This is a genomic window from Staphylococcus sp. GW823-FHT05F06 (genome assembly GCF_058795495.1).
Genome location: NZ_JBXAHW010000020.1, coordinates 21,578 through 33,450, shown reverse-complemented (window position 1 = coordinate 33,450; position 11,873 = coordinate 21,578). Strand labels below are relative to the sequence as shown.

General features: G+C 32.5%; 11 protein-coding genes and 1 pseudogene. 11 read left to right on the top strand and 1 reads right to left on the bottom strand.

All coding sequences use genetic code 11. From position 1 onward, the window contains the following. From AC1Q7N_RS10685 to AC1Q7N_RS10640, 10 genes and pseudogenes are all read left to right on the top strand, one after another. Nucleotides 1–135, top strand: a pseudogene (locus AC1Q7N_RS10685) (IS110 family transposase); the annotation flags it as partial. Nucleotides 136–394: 259 nt separating this feature from the next. Continuing rightward, complete coding sequence (locus tag AC1Q7N_RS10680) at nt 395–1,087, top strand: class I SAM-dependent methyltransferase (protein WP_000169584.1); 693 nt, start codon at nt 395–397, stop codon at nt 1,085–1,087. Continuing rightward, the gene (locus AC1Q7N_RS10675) at nt 1,084–2,637 is read left to right on the top strand and encodes an ABC transporter substrate-binding protein (protein WP_032605153.1); all 1,554 of its coding nucleotides are present in this window, start codon (nt 1,084–1,086) and stop codon (nt 2,635–2,637) included. The genes AC1Q7N_RS10680 and AC1Q7N_RS10675 overlap by 4 nt, the downstream gene beginning before the upstream one ends. Nucleotides 2,638–2,639: 2 nt before the next feature. Further along, entirely contained in the window at nt 2,640–3,596 is a 957-nt protein-coding gene (locus AC1Q7N_RS10670) for an ABC transporter permease (protein WP_000920052.1), read from the top strand. Then, nucleotides 3,596–4,363: an ABC transporter permease gene (locus tag AC1Q7N_RS10665; protein WP_000760756.1), complete on the top strand. Its 768-nt coding sequence runs from the start codon at nt 3,596–3,598 to the stop codon at nt 4,361–4,363. Before AC1Q7N_RS10670 ends, AC1Q7N_RS10665 begins: the two co-directional genes overlap by 1 nt. Then, nucleotides 4,330–5,097, top strand: coding sequence for an ATP-binding cassette domain-containing protein (locus tag AC1Q7N_RS10660; protein ID WP_000073898.1), 768 nt, complete (start codon nt 4,330–4,332; stop codon nt 5,095–5,097). The genes AC1Q7N_RS10665 and AC1Q7N_RS10660 overlap by 34 nt, the downstream gene beginning before the upstream one ends. Then, nucleotides 5,090–5,725: an ABC transporter ATP-binding protein gene (locus tag AC1Q7N_RS10655; RefSeq protein WP_000912324.1), complete on the top strand. Its 636-nt coding sequence runs from the start codon at nt 5,090–5,092 to the stop codon at nt 5,723–5,725. The genes AC1Q7N_RS10660 and AC1Q7N_RS10655 overlap by 8 nt, the downstream gene beginning before the upstream one ends. Nucleotides 5,726–6,386: 661 nt before the next feature. Then, a complete protein-coding gene (locus AC1Q7N_RS10650; RefSeq protein WP_002502649.1) occupies nt 6,387–7,172 on the top strand; it encodes a tandem-type lipoprotein in 786 nt (261 codons plus the stop codon). A gap of 352 nt (nt 7,173–7,524) precedes the next feature. Beyond that, nucleotides 7,525–8,412, top strand: a complete 888-nt coding sequence (locus tag AC1Q7N_RS10645; RefSeq protein ID WP_002455953.1) for a mechanosensitive ion channel family protein — start codon at nt 7,525–7,527, stop codon at nt 8,410–8,412. Nucleotides 8,413–8,779: 367 nt separating this feature from the next. After that, entirely contained in the window at nt 8,780–9,592 is an 813-nt protein-coding gene (locus tag AC1Q7N_RS10640) for an HAD-IIB family hydrolase (protein WP_049324093.1), read from the top strand. A 262-nt stretch (nt 9,593–9,854) separates the two neighbouring features. On the opposite strand, the gene AC1Q7N_RS10635 is transcribed toward AC1Q7N_RS10640, so the two are convergent. After that, the gene (locus AC1Q7N_RS10635; RefSeq protein ID WP_002490834.1) at nt 9,855–10,478 is read right to left on the bottom strand and encodes a hypothetical protein; all 624 of its coding nucleotides are present in this window, start codon (nt 10,476–10,478) and stop codon (nt 9,855–9,857) included. 386 nt (nt 10,479–10,864) lie between these two features. Between AC1Q7N_RS10635 and AC1Q7N_RS10630 the strand changes: the two genes are divergently transcribed. Next, nucleotides 10,865–11,776, top strand: coding sequence for a hypothetical protein (locus tag AC1Q7N_RS10630; RefSeq protein ID WP_002490822.1), 912 nt, complete (start codon nt 10,865–10,867; stop codon nt 11,774–11,776). Nucleotides 11,777–11,873 lie beyond the last annotated feature (97 nt).

Below are 11,873 nucleotides of genomic sequence, written 5' to 3'. Positions count from 1 at the left end.
TACAAACTAAGAAAGCAGCCTAATGAGAAACCTCATAAGACTGCCATCATTGCTTGTATAAATCGATTATTAAAAACGATTCATTATCTGGTAATGAATCATAAATTGTACGATTATCAAATGTCACCACATTAGCCAAACGTACAATTAAATATATTTTAATACCTTATTCAAAAAATTAAAATGAACGGTTTAGTTAAGTAATGCTTATTTTAATTATAAGTACTTGACTAATCGTAAGAAAGAGCCTAGGACATAAATCAATGTCTCGCGACCACAGCTTAATTTTTGGTGTTCATTCATGACTTTAAAAAATCCTTATTGCATAAATGTACATAGTGTAGTACTATTCAAAACGTAATTATTACGATTTGAATTAAGCGAGGAGAATGAAATGACTAAGACTTATGACGTTTGGTGGCAAAAAGGTCAAGAATCAGATGATGATATGGCACGAGACCATCAAGAAGCTTGGGAGAGAACAATAAAAATGCTTGATACATCTGACATCGAAGGGAAAACGATTTTAGATGTGGGATGTAATCAAGGCGGATTTTTACGACAGTTATACGATACAACACCGTTTAAAAAAGGTGTTGGCATAGATTTAGCACGTTTATCTTTGGAAAAGGCAGAGACATTAAAAGGACAACGTCCACTTACATACTATTTAACAGATAAACCGCAAGAAACGAAGCACGTGTTTGATACGGCAGTAAGTACGTCTGTCTTGTACTTAATAGAAGATATTCCGCAACATGCAAAAGATTTAAAAGAGGTATTGAAACCAGGCGGTGTTTATTACGCTTCATTCGCGGATTTAACTAATAACCCAAGTCGTCAGTTTATGGATGACACGATTAATCAATATGGTGCAACACCTTCTCAGAATCACTCTCTAAAACATATCGTTGATAGCTTTGTGGATGCAGGATTTGAAGTTGCAGTAATGAAAGAGCATGTACCTGACGTGATTGATTTAACACATTATAGCGATTTTTATTTATCACCGAATGATTATTTACAAACACTATATGAAGAATCGTTTTTAATAAAAGCAAGTGTGAAAGAAGGTACTGAGAAATGAGGAAATGTGTATTAATGACGGTAGCAGCAAGTGCTACGCTCTTATTGGCAGGTTGTGGCAATGGTCAAAAAGAAGATAAAGATGTTACGGTATCGCTACCTACTGAAGCAAAGGCGGATAAACTTGACGCGCAAGGCTATGATGCAGCGATGCCCGTTTATAGTGCAGTGTATGATGCATTAGTTAAATATGATAAAGATAAGGGTATTAAAGCAGGTTTAGCAGATAAATGGAGCGTTGATGAATCAGGGAAAGTTTATGAATTCCATTTGAAAAAGAATGTTAAATTCTCAGATGGTTCAGCATTAGATGCTAAGGACGTGAAATTCTCGATTGATCGTGCGAAAGCGATGAACAAAGATTCGACTGTAGAAACGTTAAAAAAATTAGATAAGGTCGTTGTTAAAAATGAGCACGTGGTCCAAATTAGATTGAAATCTCCTTCAAATCAAGTGTTAAATGAATTAACACAAGTGAGACCGTTGCGTATTATGAGTCCACATTCAGTAGAAGATGGTAAAGTAAACGGTAAATTTGAAAAAGCGATTGGAACAGGTGCATTTGTTGTTGATAAAACTGGTAAAGAAAAAACGACAATGAAGCCAAATAAATATTTTGACAACGGTCACCCAGTCAATTATCATCTTGCATTCCAAACGATTGAAGATGGGGACTCAAGAAATTCTGCAGTACAAAGTGGTTCTGTAGATATTTCTGGTGGTGCTTTAGGTATGCTCTCAGACGAACAAATCAAACAAGATAAGAAAAATAAGAACTTAACGATTGAAGATAGACCTAGCACAGTAAGTCACTTTATGGCATTTAACCCTAAAAATGATGTATTAAATCAACGCACAATTCGTGAAGCGATAAGTAAGAGCATCGATGCGAAAGACATTGCGGGCAAATCTGTAAATGGTCTGTTCCAGAAGAACGTACAATTTGTGACTAAAAATAATCAACAGCCACACGATTATGATATGAAAGCGGCTGAAAGGTTACTTAAATCAGAAGGATATCATAAAAACGATGACGGCATCTTTGAAAAGAATGGCAAACCTTTATCATTTAACTTAGTCATTCAAACTGCAGAGTTCCCAAATTGGAAAGATAAAGCTGAAAAAGTGCAACGTCAGCTTAAACAAGCCGGTATTAAGTTAAATGTGAAAACGTTAGATTCACAATCATACTATGATACATTATGGACGAAAAAAGACTATGATTTGATTTTCTATAGAACGTATTCAGATGCATTAATGCCTTACAACTTTATGAGTTCAGTGTTTAAAAATAATGATGGTCAACCAGGGGTGTTAGCTGATGATGAAACATTAACGAAACAGCTAGACGATTTCCCATCAACCGTATCAAAAGAAGACCAACAGTGTTCATTTGATGACATATTTAAACACTTTAATCAACAATACTATGGTGTGCCAATTGCTTATCCAAATGAGACGTTTGTAGTGAGTGATAAAGTAAAACAATTCAAATTCTCTGGACTTACGGATGCACCAATTGATTATAAAGCGTTGAAAGTTAATGAATAGCAATGCTCAAACGTACAATTAAATTCATACTTTATTTAATCGTAAGTTCGTTTATTATCTTCATTTTAGTTGAGAAGACATCTGGTAATCCAGCGATTCTGTATCTACAACGTCATGGTTATACGTCGATTACGCAAGACAATATTGAAGCGGCACAACATCAACTTGGCTTAGGACAACATGTGTTACTAAGATATATCGATTGGGTTGGACATGCACTCACGGGCAACTTAGGATACGGCTTTAGTACGAACGAAGCAGTTACCGCTATGATAATGGAAGCCATCGTGCCGACGCTTGTGCTAATCATTGTCTCTAGTTGTATCATGTTGCCATTTGGCTATATTGTTGGTTACTTCGTTGGGACGCGTCCGCATACACGTTACGCTAATGGAATTCGTGGATTCGCCCAAGTGATGACCTCAATGCCAGAATACTGGTTAGCTATTTTATTCATTTATTATTTAGGCGTACGTTGGCAATTGTTACCATTTGTAGGTAGTGATTCATGGCAACACTTTGTGCTGCCAATCTTCACAATTGTTGTTATAGAAGGGTGTCATATCTTATTGATGACAGCACATCTGATTACACAAACGTTAGATCAAGATGCGTATCAACTGGCGCAGTTAAGACATTTTTCGTTAAAAGCGCGTATCATCGTACAAATTAAAGAGATATTTGCACCACTAATGACGATTTCAATTAACAGTATCATTCATTTAATTGGAAAAGCCGTAATACTAGAAGTCATCTTCAGCATGTCTGGTATAGGTAAATTGTTGATTAATGCTATTAACCAACGAGATTATCCACTGATTCAGGGCATTGTCATCTTTATCATTGTCTTTATTATGCTAATGAATTATTTAGGCGATGTGATTATTTTGAAGAATGAACCTAGACTTCGACGACGTCATACCCAGCAGTCAGGCAATGAGAAAAGAGGTACGATGTGATGAAAAAATATCAAACGTACATCGCAATAGGTTCACTATTGAGTTTGATGGTTGTATTAATTACGTATGGTTTAATGCAAGACACGCAACATTTGAACCCACTTGAGTCACCTAATGGACAACATTGGTTGGGTACCGATCAATTAGGCAGAGACTTCTTAGTAAGACTGATTGTCGGTAGTCTTGTCACATTGAGTTTAACAGGCATAGTGATTCTATTAAGCGTTTGTATGGGACTTATCTTTGGCTTAATTGCAGGCATAGAAAGACGATGGTTAGATCAAATCATCATGTTTGTTGCCGATATGTTGCTGGCTATTCCGTCATTTATTATCGCATTAGTCATCTTAAGTTTAGTAAGTAACTCCATGATAGGTTTGATACTTGCTTTAACGATTGGATGGATAGGACGTTATTTACGTTACTTCAGAAATTTAACGCGAGATATTCAAAAACGTCCATTTGTTCAATATGCACGATTGAGTGGGAACTCAACATTCAAAACGACAGTAACACATGTGATTCCACATTTATTAAGTAGTATATTCGCTTTGGTAACGGCTGACTTTGGCAAAATGATGCTCAGCATATCTGGACTTGCTTTTCTAGGACTAGGTATTAAACCGCCGACGCCTGAGTTAGGAACAATTCTTTTTGATGGGAAAAGTTATTTCAACGGCGCACCGTGGCTCTTCTTCTTCCCTGGTGTATTGTTAGGAGGTTTCGCCTTATTATGTCAAATTATCAACAAAAAAATAACGCAGTAAATACGGTAGTCAACGTCAATCAATTATCGATTTTAGATCAAGAGAAAGTATTGTTAAAGGATGTTGATTTGACAGTAACTAAAGGTGCATTTCATTGCATTATAGGTGAAAGTGGCAGTGGGAAATCACTGTTAACAAGAACAATACTTGGAATGAAACAATCACAATTATGTTATCAAGGAGATATTGACATCGATTTAACTCAAACAGATGCAGTGTTTCAAGATGTTCAAAGTAATATGTTTCAAAATATAACATTAGCTAAGCATTTCCAATACATTTATGAAGCCAATCGCACACATCTCACTAAACAGCGTATTAAGGAAGATGTCTTACAGATGATGCAATTACTTGGTTTAAGACAAGGGGAACAATTGCTTGAGCGTTATCCCTTCGAACTTAGTGGAGGTATGGCACAACGTGTCGCCTTTATAATGTCATTAATTAGACGTCCGAACTACTTATTTTTAGATGAACCAACGAGTGCACTTGATCAAGAAAATATTAAAAAGTTTATGCATTACCTTCTTAGGGCACAGGAGCGCTACCAAATGACCATTGTTTTTATCACACATGATATTAACTTAGTGAAAGATTGTGCCACACATATTAGTATTATGCAGCAAGGTAAATTGATAGAAAATGGTGAGGCCGCGTCGATCTTAACTAAGCCGACACATAATTACACGAAAAAATTAATTACGATTGCACATCGGAGACAACCTTATGCTTAAAATAGAGAGATTAACCAAATATATAGACACGCAACTGATATTTAAAGAGATATCATGTACAATTAACGACCAGCACTTACTCATAAGTGGGGAGAGTGGTTGTGGTAAATCCACATTAGCCAAGATTATCGCTGGCTTAGATACGGATTATCAGGGCGAATTATATCTTAATGGGCGCTTACGTGAATCTTATACGTCTAAAGAGTGGATGAAGCACATCCAATATGTACCTCAATATCAACGTGATACTTTAAATCAGCGTAAAACGGTATTAGCTACATTATTAGAACCACTTAAGAATTATAAGGTAAATAAACAGCGTTATACATCAAGCATTGAAGCAGTGCTTGATCAGTGTAATTTACCACACGATATACTTAATCATAAAGTTTCGACATTAAGTGGTGGCCAATTTCAACGCGTCTGGATAGCTAAAGCTTTAATATTAGAACCAGAGATTCTCATATTGGATGAAGCTACAACCAACTTAGATGTCATTAATGAAGAAGCTATACTTCAAATGTTGATTTCCTTAAAGATGACACAATTAATCATTATTTCACATGATACATACGTCTTAAGCCAATTTGAAGGAATTCAGTTACAGCTAAATAAATTGAATAATTAAGATCACAAATCTTAATATGGTGAATATTTAATGGTACCTAAAAAATAAAATTTAAACTACAATGTCTAAATCCATATGTTGTTTCATTAGAGGATTTAAAAATGATTATAACACTAAAAGATTTCAAATTATTATATTTAATATAAATTTACATATGATAAACGAATAACAATTCCAATATAAATTATTTTTTGATTATTTTTATTTATAACTATATATTTTATATGAAAAATATAAGTTATAATAATAAGTTTAATATTGCCTCGTGGTTCTGAGCTTGAACTTATCTCTAAATCATTTTGAGCTACTTATCTATCAATTCATATATTCTATAACAATATTTGTGACATCACGTGCTATTTCATGAAGTGATTTTACGATATCACCTTCTTTAGAAAAAATATATTTCAGTAGGCACCGACGTATACAGAATCATTTGAGTATTAAAAATAAAAACTAGAAAAAGAAACCGCATCATTAACTGATACGCAGAAGCGTATCGTAAGTGAGGCGGGTTTTATTTATTAATTATGAAAGTAAAATAAAATTTGAATTCCATCTTAAATGTATTATATGTTCATTGTTTGGTAATATGTAGATGTTTAAGAAGTTGATTTATATAATGTTTACCAATTTATGATAAATAGAAAGATGTGAAAATATGCAACATTCAAGCAAAATAATAGTATTTGTAAGTTTCTTAATTTTAACGATTTTTATTGGAGGATGTGGTTTTATAAATAAAGAAGATAGCAAAGAAACGGAAATCAAACAAAACTTTAATAAAATGTTAGACGTGTATCCAACTAAAAATCTAGAAGACTTTTATGATAAAGAGGGCTATCGTGATGAAGAGTTTGATAAAGATGACAAAGGAACATGGATTATTAGGTCTGAAATGACAAAACAGCCAAAAGGTAAAATTATGACCTCAAGAGGTATGGTTCTCTATATCAATCGCAACACTAGAACAGCCAAAGGGTATTTTTTAATAGATAAGATAAAAGATGATAGTAATGGTAGACCGATAGAGAATGAAAAGAAATACCCTGTAAAAATGAACCATAATAAGATCTTTCCAACAAAGCCAATATCTGATGATAAGTTAAAAAAAGAAATTGAAAACTTCAAATTTTTTGTGCAATATGGAAATTTTAAAAACTTAAAGGATTATAAAAACGGGGATATTTTATACAATCCTAATGTTCCTAGTTATTCTGCGAAATATCAATTGAGTAATAATGAATATAACGTACAACAATTAAGAAAAAGATATGACATCCCAACTAAAAAAGCACCTAAACTATTGTTAAAAGGGGATGGCGACTTAAAAGGATCATCCGTAGGTCATAGAGACCTAGAATTTACCTTTGTAGAGAATAAGAAAGAAAACATCTTTTTTACGGATAGTATTAATTTTAAACCGACTGAGCGTGATGAATCATGAACAGTACTGAATATAAAATAAAACCAGGTAATATAATTAGAAACTATGAATAAACCAGCGCAGTATCCAAAATCATTTCTGAAATTGAAAATGCGAATAATAATAGTTTGAAAAAATGTCAAAGGTTATTCGATGGATGGTTTTATGATTACACCTGGAAGTGACTAAAAAATCAGTACTCTTAAGATGATTTTTTATATAGAAATTCATAAAGCATCCTTCATCAAAAAGTGAAGGGTGCTATGTTTATTTATAAGTGTTATATTTAGAAATGACTTACTGCTCATTATCTATAAAGATTTATACATTGAAAATATTAATTGTTTTAACAATAGGAGGTCATGTTGTTATTATGAGTCAGTTTAAGGACACATTATATAAACTATTTGAGCCAATGATGAAAATAGAGTTCTATCAAAATCTTTTGGTTAATCTTTTAATTATACTTGCTTATATCTTGATGGGTATGATTGTAATTGCGATATCAAGAAAGTTAGTTACTAAATTTTTCAACGTTAATGAAAAGAAAAAGAACCGTCATAAAATTAAGAGAAGTGAAACACTATCCACATTGATTCAAAATTTAATAAGTTATGTCGTATGGTTTATTGTCCTTACGTCAATACTTTCACGTTTCGGTATTAGTGTATCAGCAATTTTAGCAGGAGCTGGAGTTGTTGGTGTTGCCGTTGGTTTCGGAGCACAAACAATTGTAAAAGACATTATTACTGGTTTCTTTATCATATTTGAAGGACAGTTTGATGTGAGTGATTATGTTCAAATTAATGCATCTGGGGTAACAATTGCTGAAGGTACGGTTAAAACGATTGGTTTAAGATCAACGCGTATACAATCAGATACTGGAGAAATTTATACATTACCTAATGGTATGATTAGTGAAATAGTTAATTATTCTGCTACAGATGTTTCACCTATTGTGATGATACCGATTTCTCCAAATGAGAATTATAAAGTGATAGAAGAGAAATTATTAACATTTTTACCTACATTAAAGAATAAATATGACATATTTGTATCCGCACCAGATTTACTTGGTTTAGATAGTGTTGATGGCAATGAAATGGTGATTAAACTTTTAGCACATGTTAAGCCTGGAATGCATTTTCCAGGACAACGTTTACTTCGTAAAGAGGTCATACAATACTTTAGTGAAGAAGGCATTCATATTCCGAAACCAACACTTGTAAAACTTGATAAAGAATTGAATAAAAAAGAATAGTCTGTAGATTCATTTTTTATGTGAAAATTCATAAAGCATCCCTCATCGCAAAGTGAAGGATGCTTTATTTTTATTATGATAAGTCATGAGTGATAGTGATTTGAAAAACATTGTTGAATAAAGTTGTTATAACGTCAGCATGTATGAAATTGTTTATAGATAGATGACAAAGTTATTTTATTGATATTATATATATAACCTTGAGACATACATAAGGAGGTTTTAAGTCCTACTACCAACACAGAAGATTTCAATCAAAAATTCTACAAATAAAACAAGTAATTTTATCCTGTTTTCGTGGTTTTTTATCATTTTTTAGAGCGTAATTATTATTTATCATTTAAAAAATGATACTGGAGGAATGAAGATGACAAAACGCTTAATATTATTCGACTTTGATGAAACTTACTACAAACATCATACGCATCAAGCGAATATGCCTTATTTAAGAGAAATGGAAGGTTTATTACAGAATATAACTACTAAAAACAATGTCATTACGGCTATTTTAACAGGAAGTACTATAGAAAGCGTACTTCAAAAAATGAGTAACGTTGGTATGTCATATAAACCTCAACATATTTTTTCAGATTTAAGTTCTAAAATGTTTACATGGAATAACTGTGAATATATTGAATCTGATGAATATAAAAACGAAGTGTTGACAGAACGTTTCTTATTGGAAGATATATTAGATATATTAAAACATGTTTCTTCTAAACATAAAGTAGCGTTTATACCACAAAGAACTTTTCGAGACAATGAAACATTGTACAATTTCTATCTCTATTCTTCGGGTGACACGCATTTAGATAAAACAATTTTAGAAGACCTCACTCAGTATTCTAAGATAAGGGACTATACGATGACATTTAATCGTTGTAATCCTTTAGCAGGTGATCCTGAAAATGCTTATGATATTAATTTTACTCCAAGAAATGCAGGAAAATTATATGCCACAAAATTTTTGATGAATAAATATGGTGTTCCAAAAGAATTGATTATTGGCTTTGGTGATAGTGGTAATGATGAAGCGTTTTTAAGTTATTTAGATCACGCAATGATTATGTCTAACAGTCAAGATGAGGAAATGAAGCGTAAATTTAAAAATACAAAATATCCTTATTACAAAGGTATTTATACACATGTACGCGAATTTATAGAATCTGATAATGTTTAAAATATGGAATTATTGAAATAGGAGAGGTGGCAAAAGTATAAGTTGAGATCATAAATAAGCTAATTCTTCTTTATTAATCGAACATCTTCTACATATTTAATGAATTTTCGATATATCTGCTTTTCGAATTGATTTAGTCATTAAAATTGAAATATATACACTTTCTATAACAATCAAAAATAGGGAATAAGACAACACATTTTTCTTATTCCCTACCCAGGTATCACTGAGTTTAATTATTTACTTATTTTAATCAGTTTGGTTAATAATTACCGCCCTGTCCTTTTGCACGTGCTTCAACTTGTCCTCTTAAAAATTTCATATACTCGTTAGATTCTTGAGCACTTTCGTGAATAGTAGCAGCTTCATCATCTGACATGCCTTCTGTATACGCGTCTAGAAATTCATCATCAGACATATGTCTAGCATCTTCTGCTGTATATTTAGGGTGAGGTGTTTCGCTAGTTGTACCACCAGCAGATGGTTGGAATTTCCCTTCTTTTGTAAAACGATCTAAAGTAGGCGTCATTTCATCCGTTGTAATCGTGCCATCTTTATTTACATCTGCTCTATCGATTTCATCTGCTAAAATTTGAGCTTCCTCATCATTGACGTTAAAAGCTTCTCTTAACTGCTTTGCTTTTTCACTAAGTGTTTTAGTTGATGTCCCATTTGATACTTCGTTTGTTTGGCTATTAACTTGATTTTGCATTTTACCTTGTGAAGTTGTATCTTCATGAGTGTTTTTATTGGAAGTCTGAGTCTCTTTTGAAGCTACATCAGTGTTCGATTTTGAATCTTTATAATGACTGTATCCCAATCCCCCTGCAAATCCTAGCATTATAATGAGAAAAACTAGAATCAGTCCTGTAAAAAACCTTTTCAATTAACTGTCCTCCAACTCTTTTATATTTTATTTATATTGTTATATTAATTTATTTTTAAACACATTTCTACTGTTAATTTAAGGTATATAAATATTAGTTTAAGAAGTATAAAAGCATATGTTATAAGTTATTTTAAGTTTAGTTACTTCTAAATCTATAAATTTTTAAATATTGTGCAAATTATTTAGGTGATTAGTAGCAATTATAATTATTATAAATTAAAATAAATTTAATAACGGGAATTAACAATCAAGGGAACAATAATGTTTTTACAAATTTACGTTATTAAATTATGGATTTAGTAATCGTGTAAAACTGGTTGAAGTATGAACGACACATATAATCACAGCAGTGACAATTTCTAGATTTAAAGGAGAGAAACGAAATGAAAAAACATGTGTTAGCAATCGGAGCAATTACAGTAACAACATTACTTGCAGGATGCGATTTTGGAGATTTGGTAGGACAGCATCAGACTGATAAGCAATCAGAAAATAGTAACACTCAAACCGAGCAAGCTTCAAATAATAAAAATTCAAATTCTAATAATGGTCATTCAAGTAATAACAATAAGTCTAGAGATAGAGTCGAGGATTTAACTCAATCGCAAAAAGTAGCATTAGCTATCAATGATCCCTCAGTTTCTCAATATGCCGTTAACGCAAGTGAATTAAGAAATCATTCATTTTATGCAAACTATAACGGTGGGGGCCAACGTAAAAGTATTCATACGTATCAGTTGGAAGCATTACCAACAAAAGTAGAAGGTGCACCTAGTGATATGAAATTCTATACTGCAAAACCATCTAAAGGATCATTTGTGACGCTTATCGGTATTGGTAATGAAAAGGTATTAATTGCAGGCACACAAAGTTCAGGAACATATCAACAATATGCGCATTCGGAAGCAGCAAGAGAATTAGATTTACATGAACTATTAAATAAATACGGTAAAAGTTCAAATTATAAAGATATAGCAAATCAAATTGCGTTTACACAAAGTCAATCATCAAATTCAAGTGAATCTAACACGTCAGATGAAGGGACGTCTAACAGTGATAGTGATACATCTAATGATGATAAAGTTACACGTAGTAATGTGATAGATAAAGTTGAAGCGTATGAAGGTCACCCATTAGATACTGATACATATACATTTAAAGAACCCGAACAGAACGAAGACGGAGATTGGGGCTTTTCTATTTTAGATAAGGAAGGCAACCTCGAAGGTTCTTATATTGTGACATCTGATGGTGAAGTTACAAAATACGATGAAAACGGGGAAGAAATAGAGTAAAAGTATATTCAACTGTCGAAATTAAAAATTTAGAAAAAGAAAATTGATTTCCCAGGAAATTGACAACGTTAGCATATTAAAAGCTAGCGTTGTTTTT